Annotated in this window: 7 protein-coding genes; 2 read left to right on the top strand and 5 right to left on the bottom strand. The window is 56.4% G+C overall.

Translation table 11 applies throughout. The annotated features are described in order from the left end of the window. Positions 1 to 9: 9 nt before the first annotated feature. The 3 genes from PA598K_RS05945 to PA598K_RS05935 form a co-directional block, all read right to left on the bottom strand. Entirely contained in the window at positions 10 to 1773 is a 1764-nt protein-coding gene (locus tag PA598K_RS05945) for a sensor histidine kinase (protein ID WP_185601604.1), read from the bottom strand. A gap of 31 nt (positions 1774 to 1804) precedes the next feature. Then, a complete protein-coding gene (locus tag PA598K_RS05940) occupies positions 1805 to 3433 on the bottom strand; it encodes a response regulator (RefSeq protein WP_128656053.1) in 1629 nt (542 codons plus the stop codon). 101 nt (positions 3434 to 3534) lie between these two features. After that, positions 3535 to 10218 carry an S-layer homology domain-containing protein gene (locus PA598K_RS05935; RefSeq protein WP_128656052.1) on the bottom strand — a complete coding sequence of 2228 codons (6684 nt, stop codon included), beginning with the start codon at positions 10216 to 10218 and terminating at the stop codon, positions 3535 to 3537. A gap of 436 nt (positions 10219 to 10654) precedes the next feature. Here PA598K_RS05935 and PA598K_RS05930 point away from each other — a divergent pair, with 436 nt between their 5' ends. Next, on the top strand, positions 10655 to 11209 hold the full coding sequence (locus tag PA598K_RS05930; RefSeq protein ID WP_128656051.1) for a permease: 555 nt from the start codon (positions 10655 to 10657) through the stop codon (positions 11207 to 11209). A gap of 91 nt (positions 11210 to 11300) precedes the next feature. On the opposite strand, the gene PA598K_RS05925 is transcribed toward PA598K_RS05930, so the two are convergent. Both PA598K_RS05925 and PA598K_RS05920 read right to left on the bottom strand, forming a co-directional pair. Beyond that, on the bottom strand, positions 11301 to 12542 hold the full coding sequence (locus tag PA598K_RS05925) for a 2,3-bisphosphoglycerate-independent phosphoglycerate mutase (RefSeq protein ID WP_128656050.1): 1242 nt from the start codon (positions 12540 to 12542) through the stop codon (positions 11301 to 11303). A gap of 51 nt (positions 12543 to 12593) precedes the next feature. Next, positions 12594 to 14075 (bottom strand): SLC13 family permease, encoded by a 1482-nt coding sequence (locus PA598K_RS05920; protein ID WP_128656049.1) that lies wholly within the window; start codon positions 14073 to 14075, stop codon positions 12594 to 12596. Between the two features lie 392 nt (positions 14076 to 14467). On the opposite strand from PA598K_RS05920, the gene PA598K_RS05915 reads away from it, so the two are divergent. Continuing rightward, complete coding sequence (locus tag PA598K_RS05915; RefSeq protein WP_128656048.1) at positions 14468 to 15367, top strand: LysR family transcriptional regulator; 900 nt, start codon at positions 14468 to 14470, stop codon at positions 15365 to 15367. The last annotated feature ends 9 nt before the right edge of the window (positions 15368 to 15376 follow it).

The following is a 15376-nucleotide window of genomic DNA, read 5'->3' as shown; positions in this document are numbered from 1 at the left end:
ATGAAGCGTCTAAATCATAATCTTTCTACTTTCTTGCCTCCTGTCTACCGGTATAGTCAGAACCATGTCGACTTGCAGGCCGCCGCTCGAACTGCGACTGAACATCAACCCTTGCGTGCCGTATTTGAGCCGGAGCCGTTGGTTGACATTGACGAGGCCGGTCGTGCCGCCCGTTGGTTGAGCTTGCTCCATTCGTTGATTCAGCCGGGCAATCGTGTCGTCGTCCAGCGTGCTGCCATTGTCCTCGACCCGAATCGTCAATTGACCGTCTGACTCCAGGAAGGACACCTTAAGCAAGGCATTTTCCTCATGTCCTTCAAGGGCATAGTGGAACGCATTCTCAATGACCGGCTGCACAATCAGACGAGGAACGGCAAGTCCCTCACAGGATGGTGGAATCTTCGCGAAATCAACCTTGATACGGTCGCCAAAACGAAACAGCTGAATATCGACGTAGTTGCGAGCATGGCGAACTTCCTCCCCAAGCGTAACCTCGTCATGCTGCTGCGGATCGCGGGTGATAAATCGATAGTAGTCGCCTAGAAACTTGGTAAAGCGCTCGATATTCGTGACTTCCTTGAATTTGGCCATCCGGTAAATGGTGAAGAAGCTGTTATACAGAAAATGGGGGCTGATCTGCGATTGGAGCTGCTTGAATTCGGCCAATTGGGTGCGATACTTCTGCTCGAATACTTCCTGAACGAGCTCCCGCAGCTTGCGCACGGTGAGGTTGAAGTGTTCATACAGATAAGCGAATTCGTCCTTGCTGTTGCGAGATATCGAGACATTCAGCTGTGCATTGCCGACCTGGCGGAAGGCGAGAATGAATGTGCGCAGCGGCCGGTGAATCCAGTTGTAGATCAAGTAGGAGACGATAATGATGACGAGCAGGGAAAAGGCGGACACGTACCAGATAAGATCCCGATTTTTCTTGAGCGGACTCAGCACATCCGCTTCCGGCACATAGGTGATAAAGGTAGCGCCGAGCATTTCGGAATCAATTTTGTTGTAGATGTAATTGCGTCCGTCCACCGATATCGTTGTGAGCTTGATTCCAGCTGACGCCTGCGAGGTGTTCTCTGCGATGGCCTGTATCAAAGCCTTGTCACTACTCCCCGAGATGAGCCAGCTTCCCGAAGAGCCGATCAGCGCAGCCCCTCCGGCGCCATTATATTGAAACCTGTTCATCGTCTGCGTCATGCGCCACGTATTGACCTCCGCAGCAACCAGCAATGGGGGATCTTCAATGCCGATGAGTCTCGGTTGAACAAATGCGATGTATAAGCGATTGCGCCATTGAATGAACGGAGAGGCCGGGGTGGAAGCTCCCTCCAGCATCGCCTGGAATTCCTCCACGGACATGTCGAAATAGGGTTGATTGGCGGAGATCACCGTACCTAGCAGGGGCAGGAACGCTTTGGCATCTTCGATGTGCTTGCTGGATGATTTGAGATGGAGCAGCTGCTGGTGGATCGAAAGAATGGATTTGCGCTTCTCTTCGGTAGTCATAATCTCGGCGGCGTTGCTCAGGGTATCCAGCTCCGTGCCCGAACCGAGCTCTTGCTGGAACCGGATAATCTGCTCGAATTCCAGCTCCAGGTTGCTCAGATAGAAGTCCGATTGGGACGAGATCGAGTGGGCGATGCCTTGCTTCACGCTGTCGGCGTCGGATCGATTAATTTGCAGCACAATGACGTACAGCGGGCCGATGACGAGCAGAAACGTGAACACGAGCTTCGTGTAAATCGAGTTGTAGGGCGGTATCGTCTGCACATGCATTCTCCTTTGCGCTTGGACACGGTTCTTACCATTGGGATTCACGGTATTCCTGAGGCGACAAGGAAGTCATACGCTTGAACAGTCGAGCGAAATAGGAAGGAGATTCCAGTCCGACTGCAGCGGCGACGTCTTGCACCTTCATATCGGTCGTGCGAAGAATTTCTTTCGCTTTGGCCATCCGTTTCTCCGTGACGACATCCGATAATCCGTTCCCGCTGATCTGTTTGTACAGCCTGGATAAATAGGCGGGATTCAGGAAGACGACCCGGCCAAGACGGGTAAGCGACAAGTCGCTTGCCAAGTTCCGCTCGATGTAGCTGTTAATTTGCGCTACGATCTCCAGGCCGCGATCCGTCTGCGTCTTCTGCCGTCGAATGAACAGCTCGTCCGCGAAGGTGAGAAAGTAGCGGCTGAGCTCATCCCAGGATGCGTGCAGATCGAACCGCGTCAGCATTTGCATCGCCCGGGAGCTGTCATCCAGGTCCTCGTAAGGCATGCGGTTCATATAGGACAAGAACAGACTGGCTACCTTGTGAAACACCTCCAGCCTGATCGGAAGAGGAGCACGGGTATCGGCCACACTATGGAGGAGGACGCTCAGTTCACGCTTGAATTCGCTCTCGCGATGATTGTCCAAGTGCGCCTCAAGAAAGACGAACCGGCGCAGCTTGAGCCGAAGTTCGTCATTGATTTGTCGACCGGGCTCTTTGACGAGCTCCCGTTGATCTTGCAAGAATGCGATCTCCAGGCCGATGCCAGCGCTGCGGTAACTGAGCTCGCTCAGCCTGCCGTACGTTCGCCCCAGCTCCGTCCATGCCATCTCGCCGCTGGCCGCGAAGGAGAGCGGCAGCTTCAGGAAGCTTCGCGCAGCCTGTTGCGTCGATTCGAGCAAATCCTGCAGTCGCTGCTCAGTGCTTGCCAGCATGTCGGATTGGGGCTGGATGAGCCATAGCATGTGAAAGGTCGAATCGAGCGTAACGGCCAGGCATGAGAAAGAAGGCGGCATAAATTCTTCCATTATATTTTGCACAGCGAAAGACAGCAGTGCTTTCTCCGACGGCTTCAACGTCTCATTCCAGCTGTCCGTCCTGCCTGCTACCATGAAAACTGGAAGGTCGGGCTTTAACGGAATATCTAGTTCAGTAAATCGATGAGCGAGCGTTTCTTGCGAGAGGGGCTCTCCGAGGATGAGATATTGGACGAGCTCCCGCTGCATGAGGGGCACAGTGGCGCGCATGCGGTCTCGCGCCTCGCGAATTAGCCGCTCCTTGTCCATATCTTCGCCAATTGCTGCAATCGCTTTCTGCACAGCAGCGATGATCTCGTCGTCCCCGTCCATCTTCAGCACATAATCTACGCCGCCTTTGCGCAGCACTTCCTGCACATATTGAAAATCATTGTACCCGGTCAGAAAGACAACCCGGCACCGCGGATAATCGGCGCGTATACAGTCGAACAGCTCCAGCCCGCTCATCCCCGGCATGCGAATATCCGTCAGCACGATGTCAATCTTGCTCATCTGAATGAGCCTCAGCGCCTGAAGGCCCGAGCTGGCATAGTTAATTTCCAGATCGGGCAGTGCCGCTTCATGAAACAGCTCCACCAGACCGTCCAATATGGTCGCCTCGTCGTCTACAATAAGCAGTCTCAGCATATGGGCTCCTTTCGGCCATGAAGGTATCAGACTGCCCTCAAAACGGAGCCTACGGATTCCCTGCCTCTTCGGCCTTTTGAGGGCAGTCTGTTTTTTTATTATTATAATAGGCTATCCGAAGCGAAAACCAGCTTCATTAACCGAGCGATTACCGTGGCTGCTTCCGCTCGGGAGGCGTGCGCGGCAGGTCGGAAGGTGCCATCGGCGAAGCCTCTCATGATGCCGGTATCGTTTAATGCGTGGACGGCTGAGATTGCGTATGTCCCAATAGCTTCGTTGTCCTGGAAAGCTGCGGCTGCGGCTTCCGCTTGCAGCCCGACATCCAGATCCTTCGCGACAACCCGCAGCGTCCGGTACGTCAACACAGCCATATCCTGTCTCGTGATCGTCGCGTTGGGGCGGAATTCACCGAGACTGCTTCCTAGCACAATGCCGAGCTTTTCTGCTGTAGCTACTGCTTCGGCGTACCATGCTCCAGCCTTAACGTCGCGCAGCCTGCTCACTGCCGCTTTCTCTGTCAGATCAAATGCATCCATGAGCATATTGACGAATTCGGCTCTCGTAACCGCGACTTCCGGCTTGAACTGACCGTTTCCTGTTCCTCGCACGACTTCCCTCGCTGCCAAAAACGCAATGCTGTCGCGAGCCCATGAGATCAGAATATCAGATAAGGTCGTTGCGGCATACGCCGAAGCATATTGGCCGACATGCGTCGGAACGAAGCTGACCCTACCGGTCTGCTCATTGAACCTTCCGTTGCGCACGATTTCTAGCCGACCGTCAGCCATTATCGCATACACGACGATAGGGTCCGGATTTTCACCAGGGAGCAGCGAATAAGGCATTTCGATCTCGATTGCAGACCCGACAGCAAAGCTGTCGATCGTACGCTCGCCTACTTGGATGTCAAAATCCAGCACAGTTCCGAAAACGATAGGCTCCGGAAGAAGGACGGACATCGACGCGCGGTCGACGTTAGATACACTTAGGCTAAAGCCGTCTGGCGTTCCGGCAGTCCAGACTTCGATCGCTTGAACGCTTATGGATACATGCGCCCATCCTGTATCAATGGCGATTCTGTCGATCCCATACGTTCGCGCAATCTCCGCAGTCGATGCCGGGAGTTTAATTTCCAAGCGATCGGCGGAAGCGGAACGAGCTTGCAGTTGCAAGTGGGTCAGCTCTTCGTCCTGCTTCATCGCAGCTTCCAGATCGGATGGCGCCACCGAAAAATGCGCGGTTCCTTTGTCGTCGGGCACGGCGGACATGATGATCTTGCCAGAATCGATCGTCGTATCGGTAGACGATTTTGGAGGCGGCGATGGTGGCTGATTGGAGCCTGCTTCCGGACTCCACCCCGGATTGGAGCCAGGAACAGTGACGGGATCAGTTCCTGGATCGGTAGGCTTGATGATCGGCGACTCGATACTGATACGGTCGAGCAGGAACGAGCCTGCAGTCACACCTTCCGTCGGGTCGAAGCGAATTTGCTTCAGCTGGCCCGCCCATTCCGGGTGGTCCGAGAAGTCGAGCACATATTCCGTAAATCCGGTGTCGTGGCCAATCAACGTAAATTCCTTGCCTTTGGACGCGGTTATGTTCGGACTGCTGTCCGTCGTAAAATAAAAGGTCCCTGTCGTCGCGGCGGTGGCATTCTTCATCTTGATTTTGACGATTGTATGGTTCGTCAGATCCAGTCCGATATGGTCTGGCGAGAAAAATTGCGCGTCCCCGTACCAGATGTCTCCGCCAACGTATCCGCCTTCCTGCCAGCCGAAGTTGCTAATCCCAAAGTAACTGCCCCAACCTTCCGTATCGGTAGTGAAATCCCACGCTTTTCTCGGAAGCGGCATCACAGTCACTACGGCCTTCACCGCTCCAGCGACGCCATCTACAGTGCCCAAGACAGTAAAGCTGCCTTCGGCTCCATAGCTTGAAGGATCGATCGTATCCCAAACGACGGCGACGGTTCGTTCCGTGCCGTCAGCGAAAACCTGTTCAACGGTAGGCGGCAGTTGCGCCGGCGTACCTATTCTCGTCGAGACGCTTATGGGCTTGAAGCCCGATACAGCCGGTTCAATGCGAATGTAATCAAGCTGGAAGCTTCCCGAGGACTCCCCCTCTACCGGATCAAATCGTATTTGCTTTAACGTACCGGCCCACTGCTCATGATCAGAGAAGTCCAGCACGTATTCCGTAACTGAATCGTCGTACGGCTGCAAAGTGAATTCCTTTTGCCGGTCGGAGCTGAATTCGGGATAAGCATCGGTAGCGAAGTAGAACGTTCCTTTCGTTCCGGCCGTCGCGTTTTTCAGCCCGATCTTCACCTGCGTACGGCCGGATAGGTCGAGATTCAGGTTATCCGGGGAGAAAAATTGCGCATCCGCGTACCAGACGTCGCCCCCGATGTATCCGCCTTCCTGCCAGCTGAAGTTGCTAATGCCGAATTCGTTGCCCCAACCTTCCAAGCTATCGGTAAATTCCCAGTTTGTCGGCTTGCGCTGCACTTGCACGGTAGCGGTAACGTACGCTTCGCCGCCTCCGACTTCGCCGGTGACGCGGAAATGCCCGACCGACGCGTATGCAGCCGGATCTATCGGCTCCCAGATGACCGATGCTTGCGACTCTGCTCCATCGGATAGTGTCGTCGTTACCGCCGAAGGCATCTCCGGCGCGCTGCCAACCGTTGTCACCCTATGCACAGGCGCGATTTTGTACGGTTGTAGGCGGATGTAATCCAGCGAAAACGAGCCGTTGTTCACACCCTCCTGCGGATCGAACCGCAGCCGTTTCAACACGCCTTTCCAGCCCGACACGGCCGACATGTCCAGCGTATACTCTGCATAGCCTTCCTGCCCCGGCGCCAGAGCAAACTCTTGGCTATTCCCTTGGGTGAAGTTAGGCGAATCCAACGTGCTGAAATATACCGTTCCGTGCGTAGCGCTCGATTGCAGCTTCATGCCGAACGTGACGAACGGCTTATTTTTCAAATCCAGCCACAAGCCGTCCGGCGACAAGAATTGCGGATCCACATGATTGAAGGTCCCCTCCAACGCGCCGGCCTGCCAGCCAAAACTAGAAAATCCACCTGCATCTCCCCAACCTTCCGCGTCTTCCGTAAACTCCCAGTTTGCTTTGGTGTTCAAATCCGTCAGCAAGAACGGCTCGACTCTAATTTCATCGACGGCCAGCGTCCCCGACACCTCATCCCCGGCGATAACGAGCCTAAGTTGCTTCAGCAGCCCTTTCCAGCCGGGATTTCCCGCCATGTTTATTTTGTAAGTGACAAAGCCCGTTACGGACGGCATCAGTTCGAAGGCAACGCTCTTCGCTTCGTCGAAGCCCGTAGAAGTATTGGTCGTGAAATACAGCTTGGCCGATGTCGCGGTCGTACCATTGCGCAGCCTCAGCACGACGTTCGCCACATTGGCGAGATCCCCGGCGATCAAGTCCGGCGAAGTAAGGCTTGCGGGTTGACCTGTAACATTACCTTCGATATGCCCATCCGGTGTCCATGCCGCATCCGCGAAGCCTGAGCCTCCTGTCCAGCCTTCCGTGCCTTCGGCAAACTTCCAGGCCGCGACGGACGTATCCTCCAGCAGCCTGACATAGTTAGCGCCGACGCTGCCTGCTCCGCCCGTTTGTTCAAACGCAATGATCAGTTGCTTCAGCCTTCCCGATTCCTGCGCAAGCTCGGATAAATTAAGCGTATACTCCGCATTTTGCGACGTATTCGCCTTGATCTCGAAGCTGACGCTGCGGACTTCGTCCGGCTCAGGCTCTGCTTCCGTCGTATAATAGAGTCTGGCGGACATAGAGGCGGTATTGTTAGATAAACCTAGCCGCACCGTTGTCAGCCGCTTCAAGTCGATGTTCAGCTCATCGGCAGAATACAGCCGTACGTTGTCCGCCGCAACGTTCCCTCCGATCTGACCGCCTGCCTTCCAGCCAAAATCCGCCAGTCCGGGTCCGCCGCTCCAGCCTTCCGTGTCGCTCGCAAACTCCCAGTGACTGACCGGCCCCGTCGTGCCGTTACCCGGATTGCCACTGTCGTATACGGCAATCTCGGCGATCTCAACAGGCGCAACTCCCGCCGCCGGGTCCAGCCGCAGCATCAGACGATCTGCCGTAACCGCAGCGAAAGTGTGCTGCTTAGGCTCCTCCAGGACGCCGCCGTCGATCAAGCTGTACCACCCTGTCTCGTCTCCGTATAACAGCTCGTAACCGGGGGCGGTCGCCCGGTCCGTCTTCGGCAGCAGCTTCACGGTATCGAAGATGATCGGTTGGCCGAAACGAAGCACAAGCTCCTGCTCCTGGGCCTCCTCCGCCTGCCAATACGTGCTCACGCTGCCGTCTGCGGCTTGTGCGCCGTTAACGCCGTACCCTAGCTCCCGACCAAAAGACGACTGCTCTACATGAGCGATCTGCGCCAAATTTTGCCCGGGAGCGGCTTCTGGCATGACCGCGTCTCCCGCAGCGTATTCGAAAGCGTCGTGAACGTATTTTCCGCTTTGCGGCAGCCATACGACCATGATCTCATGCTGTCCCGGCGCAAGGCCGCGCTTCTCAAACGCGACGGATTGCTTCTCCACGGATGTGCTGTACAGATTGACCGTCCCTTGGGACAAACCGTCAATGAAAATTTCCGCTTCCGTCCCGTCCGGCGCTTTGGTCGTCAGCCAGCGCACGGCATGGCCTTCGAAGCCGGCCCGAACGATGTTGCGGTAGTGCCGATCGTTTTTGGCTGAAGGGTTATACAAGTAGGAATACGTGCCGCCCGAGCTGTCGGGATCGTTGACTTGAATCCATTCGCTCGACTGCGGAGAAGAGAATGCTTTGTATTCCGATCTGCGGTCGGCGTCCTCGATCAGATGCCAGCCATCCCCCGGAGCGGAGACGATCGAAGCGGCAGGAGCCGGTGGCTGAGCCGTACGCTGCGGCACGTTGCCAGTCATATATACATAATTCATGCGGCCGTCCGGCGCTGCATCACCGTATTGATAGAAGTCCATTACGTTATCTTCGTTCACCCAGTTGTCTACCCATTTGAACTCCAGCGCGACTTCAGCCCCCGTCCCGTCTAGCAGCGCCAGAGGGATGCCTGTCATGAGCTGGTTGCCGACTGCGCGGTAGGCAAGGCTGTCCGACACCGTGTCCCACTGCCATCCTCCCGTGCTCTTCTTCAGCGTCATCGAAGCACCCGATGCGGATACGCCAAGCGCGTAATCGTAGCCTTCCCAACCGTTCGCCCCGTCTCCGTCCACATTTAAATAAAGCGTCATCCAGTTGGCGTCGGTAGACGGCGTCAACGCTTCAACTGTACGCACATAGAAGTAAAGGTTATCGTCGTCGCGCGCTACCTTCGCCACGTCGATGTCGTTTCTACCCGTCCGGTTTTCATAGATTACATTATCCGTACCGGCGTGGTAGCGGTCTTCCGTGTCCCCCTTAAAATCCTGGTAAGCTGTCGTTACCGCCTTCCATTGGCTGAAGCCGCCGGCCAGATCGATTGTCAGCTTGGGTCCAGCCTGGGGAGGAGGCGCGATGCCTTTGAATGTGCGAATATTGTTCGCCATCTGCATATAATAGTTGTCTCCGAAACCGCCGGTCATCGGCTCGATGCCGCGGCTCCAGCGATCGTTGACCGCATCATAGAATGTCAGAGGATCGGTCTCCCGGCCAGCCCAGTTGCCGGCGATCCATTCGTTCCATTCAAGGATAAGCAGCGTCTGCGGATCTTCGGCGATCGCGTGATCCCATTGCTCCTGAAAATTATAGCCGTAGTGGCTTGCATCCAGCGTCTCGTCCTCAGCTCCGTCGTGATAGCTGCGGCTGCGCGAAGGCGGGTTATCCGCGTTGTAAAATGCAGTATTGCTGAATACGGCCGACGAGCCCGAATTTTGGGCAACGGAAACCGATGTCTGCTCCTTTTCGCCGAGGCTGTTGTAATTGACCCGCTGCGGCTCGTCAAAGCTGATCCAGTCCCAGCCGTTATTGGCCTGGGCCGGCTCGTTCGGCCACTGGGCGTACCTGAAGGTGAAAAAGCTGCTCACCTTCGCAGTCGGATTTTCTCCGATAATGAGCGGTTTTCCCTGCCAATGAAACCAAGTGCTCGGATAACGGTAAGGCGCGCCTTCGGCATAGAATGTTTCATAGATTTCATCCATCGTTGCAGTCGAGTTCGTATGCGTCATGAATACGACCTGCGGCGCATGCACACCCTGAAGCTGCAGCTCGGCCACCGACCTCATGACTAGCGCGGCCTGCGCCTTATAGATTTCCAGATTGGTCGTATCCAGCACTACATAATCGACGTCGGCATTGGCCAGCATCCGCATATGATTGCGCACGACCCAAGCATCGTCGGAGCGGTAATAGCCGAACAACGGTTTAGCCCAATAAGCGAAATGGCCGGGGTCCGGCCACACATCGCTGGCCGGATTCAGATACGCCAGCGGATCCGCGGCTAATGTCTCTGTGTTGTTGTAAATATTTTTGTAATCCCGCATGTCGTTTGAGCCGTGCCACAGAAAATAAAATACGCCTACGGACCGATTACCCCGCGGCAGCGGAGCCTCCCGGTAATCGGCTAGAGGCCGCCCGAGCGCATCCGTTCCCCCCAGGGCGTCCCAGATTTGAACTTCGTCCACCGTCGAATAGGAATCGTCAGCCACCACCGCGTAGACTGGCGTCACCTTCGCCGCCAATGGCGCAAGGACCAGCGCCGCACATACGATCCATAGGATCAGTTTGGCGCAATTTCGCGATCGATTGCTCCCTCTCATTCCACGCACCTCCTTTCAAGATAGAGCGCTTTCATTATTGTCCGCATGACGCATCCCCGCCTTCACAAGTTTAGTTTCCGCCTGACTGTATTTATTCTATCACCCTCTTTCCGCCGCTCCCTATCCTAAAAAGCGTACATTCTGCACTTATCTCTACCATTCTCTGTTATGTTGAAATATCGCAAAAAAGCCGCCTGCTCCAAGAGCGGGCGACCTTCACTATTATAAGCTTGTACTGGGCAGGCGACAGGTTGCTTTTGTCGGAGGAGCCTGCCCGCCGCTTCCCCGAATGCCATCTGAAACCCGTTTTTATTTTTTATATTGATAAACTAATGTCATTAGTTTATCATAACTAATGACATTAGTTTTCGTTGCGAATACAACATTGAATCTCTGTTTGCAAAATTACATGCTTATGCGAAAGGTGGAGACTCCTATGTTTGCCGGTCATTTTGGCGTAGCTGCCGCAGTAAAATCCAACACGCCCGAGGTCCCGATTTGGGCGCTTCTAGTCAGTACGCAGCTCTATGATATTGTGTTTATCCCCTTGCAGGCTGCCGGCATCGAATCCCTGGAAGGCACGGGCTATGGGAACGCCTGGATTCAAGCCTTCTACTCCCACTCCCTGATCGGCTCGCTGATGCTCGCCATTGCAGTCGGTCTGCTCGGCTCATGGCGCTGGGGCCGAAGAGGCGGTCTAGCGCTAGCGCTTGTCACTTTCAGTCATTGGATACTGGATCTGATCGTCCATCGTCCCGACCTGCCTGTATGGCCCGGAAACGTTGGCAATCTCCCTCTCATGGGTCTGGGCTTATGGACGTATCCGACAGCCAGCCTGATCGTGGAAGTTTGCCTTCTGACCGTAGGCGCTGTAATGTACAATCGTTATACATGGCGAAAGAACGGCCCGCTCCACCGCGCTCGCGGCATCGTTGCTGGGGCCGCGATGACCGTTTTTCTGTTCGGCACGCTGCTCGTCAGTCTGCTATAAGTAAGCGTCGCTTCTTTCCCCGCAGGGAAAAAAACGACGCTCGCTTCCTTCTAAAATACCCAATCCCCCTGTGCGGGTGTGCAGACACGCCCTAATTCCCCAGCTTCTTCACAAACCCGAGCAGATCCTGAGCGGTCCTGACGAAGTCGGCGCCGCTCAATCGGCCCAGCCCGCCCGCCATGCAGTCGATCTCGCTGTAGCGCTGCACTTGGTCGCGGCGGACGCTCGGGCCCGCGATCACAATCGGCACCGGCTCGCCGGTATGCTCGCCGTACTCGCATGGCGTCGAGTGATCGGCCGCCAGCGCCACATACACATCGTCCGGCAACCGCTCCAGGATGCGGCCGACCAGCTCGTCGAACCGTTCGATTGCCTGCGCTTTGCCAAGCGGATCATTGTCATGCCCCTTCACATCCGGCGCCTTCATGTGCACATAGACGAGATCGTGGTCCGCGAGCTGCTCGATCGCCAGACTTGCCTTGAGCGCGATGTTGGTATCGAGATTGCCGGTCATGCTCGCATCGGTGAAGGTGCGGAAGCCTGCCAGCCGCGCCACGCCAAGCACGGTGCTCTCGCCCGCGATGCATGCGGCGCGCATGCCGCGCTCCTGCGCCAGCGGCGGCAGCTCCGCCATCCGCCCCGCGCCCCGGGTCAGGACAAAGTTCGCCGGCAGCTTGCCCTCCGCCACCCGCTCGTCATTGACGGGATGCCCGGAGAGGATGCGATGCGCCTGCTGCAGGAAGCTGTTGACCGCCAACGCTGTCCTGGCCGCCTCCTCGGAGCCGTCGAGCGGCCGCACCGTCAGATACGGCATACCGTCATTGGGCGCCTTCGGATCGGAATCGCTCACCTGATCGCTCAGTCCCTCGCCTCTCAGGAGCAGTACGGCGCGATGCTCTGTCGCCTGCTTGAAGCGAACAGTGACGCCGCCCTCCAGCGTGAGACCGTCGAGCGCCTGGGCGAGCGCATCGGTCCCCTGCCGGATTCGGCCCGCCCGACGGTCGACGACGATGCAGCGATCGTCTACTGTGGCAAAGTTGCAGCGGAACACGATATCGCCCGGCCTTACCTCCATTCCGATGCCAAGCGCCTCGATCGGCCCGCGTCCGGGATAATGCTGTGGCTCATAGCCGAACAGGATCAGATGCCCCATATCTGTACCGACAGGGATGCCCGGCGCGATCGGGTCCATCATCCCGGAGATGCCCTCGGCCGCCAGCCGGTCCAGATGAGGCGTATTTGCATATTGCAGCGGCGTGAGCTGTCCGAGCTTCGGATGGGGCCGGTCGCCCAGCCCGTCAGCGATCGCCACGATCATTTTTCGTCTGAGCATGCGCCCACCTCCTCGTAATCTTAAGTTCGTGCTCTGTCATCCACAGCCCGATTACAGCCCCAACCAGCCGTACCAGGTGAAGTAACCGATACAGATGACCGATGCGCCGATGAAGCAGGTGACGACCGCATACTTGACCTGATCGACGATCGTGAAGTAATCCGTGGAGAAATAGATCGTATTGACCTTGGAATGGGGCGGCAAGGTAATCGTAAAGGTCATCGTCGTCGCGGCGGCAAGCGCCAGCGGCACCGGGTCCATGCCGAGCGTCTTCGCCAGGGCGATGAAGGCCGGGATGAGGATCGTCACCCGCACTGTCTTGCTCGTGAAGATCAGATGGCTGTACATGCTCAGGAAGATGACGACGATCGCGACCATGGCAGGACTCATCCGGTCGATGCCGAGTCCGTCGACAACCTTGCTGATCAGCCATGTGGCGCCGCCCGACTTATCCAGCGCATTGCCTGCCGCATACGCGCCCGCCGCGAAGATCATCAGCTCCCACTTGATATTCGCATCCTTCCACTGCAGCATCCCGACTCTTGGCAGCAAGCACAGCAGCGCCGCGATGACCGCCGTCTGCTCGGTGCTGATCTCGAACCCGAACCAAGCGTCATGATAATCTCCGGTCGCCCATAGCACGACGGTCAGGATGAAGATCGCCATCGCCTTTTTCTCCGCTACGGAGAACGCTCCCAGCTTGTGCAGCTCGCTCCTCAGCGAATCCATGACATTGACGAATGTGCCCTCGGCCTTGATCGAGAACAGCTTCAGTCCGATCAGGAAGGTGAGCGACATCGTGATGATCGCCGACGGCATCGAAGCGAACAGCCAGTCCATATAGCCGATGCTGCCCCCAGCCTGCTCGTTGATGAAGCCAACCGCGATAATATTGCCAGCCGTAGCTGTCATGACACCCGAGGTCGCCAGCGCATCCGCCTGCAGCCCCTGCAGCATCATCACCTTGCCGAGTCGGCTCTGGCCCGGGATCGCCTTGTACACATCGAGCAGGATCAGACAGATCGGCATCATTAGCGTCGCGCGCGCGGTTGTCGACGGGACGAAGAAGGCCAGGATGAAGTTGATGATGACCAGCACCAGCAGCGTCCGGGTCGGCGTCTTGCCGAACATCGTCACCATCCATAGCGAGAACCGCCGCCCCAGGTTGGACTTCATCATCGCCGAGGTGAGGATGAAGGCCGACACCATCAGCCAGATGACGTCAAAGCCGAGTGTGCCAAACGCCACCTCCTGATCCTCGACCGCGCCGACGAGCGGCAGCAGCAATATCGCGATCAGCGACGTCAAATAAATCGGAATCGGCGTCGTCACCCACAGGATCAACGCGCCGGCAAATATCGCAATCGCCTTTTGCGCAGCGGGATCGAGACCTTCCGGCGTCGGCATAAACAAGAGCAATAGCATGGCAATCGCCGCCAAAGGAATTCCCCATCGTTTCATTCCCGCTTCGAAGCGTCCTTTCTTTTTGGGCGGAGCTGTGTCTCCGCTCTTCTGCATGTTCTCGTCGGCCATGCCTTAACCTCCCTAGGTCGTCTGTGTATTCGCTTTCAGAGGTTGTTCAAAAAGTCCACTTTTGATCACGGAGTGGCTCTAAGAAGCGGATTCGACGTCGAATCTTGAATTCAGTTGTAACTAAGCTTATGCTTTCGAAGTATGTTTCCTCCGGAAACATTGCAGGTGCTCACGTAGGTTTGCCTACGCTCCGCTCCTCATTTCCAACTTCATTCAACCTTCTCGGTGCTGATAACCGTCCTTTTTGAACTCGCACTTTCAGTATAGGCGCGGCCTGATTATAATACAATTTGATTTATTTTGGATTATTATAAGATATCGTTATAGTATAATGAAAGCAAAAAGACGAAGGCGACGAACCGTCAGGGGTTCGTCGCCAGAGGAGGGATCGGATGAATTTTAGCAAGCTGCAAACGTTTGTCACCTTGTCGGAATGTCTGAACTTCACAGAGGCGGCTGAGCAGCTATATTGCTCGCAGCCCGCCGTCAGCATGCAGATTCAAAGTCTGGAGAAGGATATGGGGGTGCCGCTGTTCGACCGGATCGGCAAAAAGCTGTATCTGACGAAGCACGGCCAACAGTTCAAGCCTTATGCGGAGCAGATCATCAATCTGTATCACTCGGCCAAGGAGCATGTCCGCCAGCTCGACGACCTGAGCTACGGGACGCTGTCCTTCGGGGCCAGCAACTTCGTCGGCGCCCACCTGCTGCCCGCTGTGCTCGGGGAGTTCAACAGCATGCATCCCGGCATCACGATCAATATGAACATTACGACCTCGGCCTCGCTGACCGCGATGCTGGAGTCCAACAAGGTCGAGTTCCTCGTCGTCTCCGACCGCATCCCGATCGACGAGAGCCGCTATCATGCCCGCACCTTCTACCAGGACGAGCTGGTGCTGATCGTCCATCCCGCGCATCGTCTCGCCAAGGCGACCAGTTGCACGCTCGCCGAGCTCGCCGACGAGATGTGGGTGCTCAAGCCGCATCAATCGGCGACCCGGAGCTACCTCGAGCGGGAGTTCGAACGTTACGGCTTCCGCTCGCCAAGGCGGATCGAGATCAGCAATCTGGAGGCGATCAAGCAGAGCGTCGTCCACGGGCTGGGCATCTCGATCGTCTCCAGCCTGGCCGTCCGCCATGAAGTGCGGAACGGTCAGCTCGTCATCGTACCGATCGAGGGCGTATCCATGCTGCGCGGCATCCGCTACGCCTATCATCGCAGCATCCACCTCTCGCCTGCTGCCGCTCGCTTCCTCGGGCTGCTGGACGAGATGTTCGGCGGACAAGACTAGCGCAAGCGA

Origin of the sequence: Paenibacillus sp. 598K, from assembly GCF_003851045.1 — a bacterium.
GTDB lineage: Bacteria > Bacillota > Bacilli > Paenibacillales > Paenibacillaceae > Paenibacillus_D.
Note: the sequence above shows the minus strand (reverse complement) of the source record. Positions and strands in the feature narration are given on the sequence as shown.

What these genes read in the sequence shown, in the direction of transcription:
- PA598K_RS05940 (WP_128656053.1), bottom strand. Translation starts at nt 3,433, where the DNA reads ATGCTGAGACTGCTTATTGTAGACGACGAGGCGACCATATTGGACGGT.
- PA598K_RS05935 (WP_128656052.1), bottom strand. Translation starts at nt 10,218, where the DNA reads ATGAGAGGGAGCAATCGATCGCGAAATTGCGCCAAACTGATCCTATGG.
- PA598K_RS05930 (WP_128656051.1), top strand. Translation starts at nt 10,655, where the DNA reads ATGTTTGCCGGTCATTTTGGCGTAGCTGCCGCAGTAAAATCCAACACG.
- PA598K_RS05925 (WP_128656050.1), bottom strand. Translation starts at nt 12,542, where the DNA reads ATGCTCAGACGAAAAATGATCGTGGCGATCGCTGACGGGCTGGGCGAC.
- PA598K_RS05920 (WP_128656049.1), bottom strand. Translation starts at nt 14,075, where the DNA reads ATGGCCGACGAGAACATGCAGAAGAGCGGAGACACAGCTCCGCCCAAA.
- PA598K_RS05915 (WP_128656048.1), top strand. Translation starts at nt 14,468, where the DNA reads ATGAATTTTAGCAAGCTGCAAACGTTTGTCACCTTGTCGGAATGTCTG.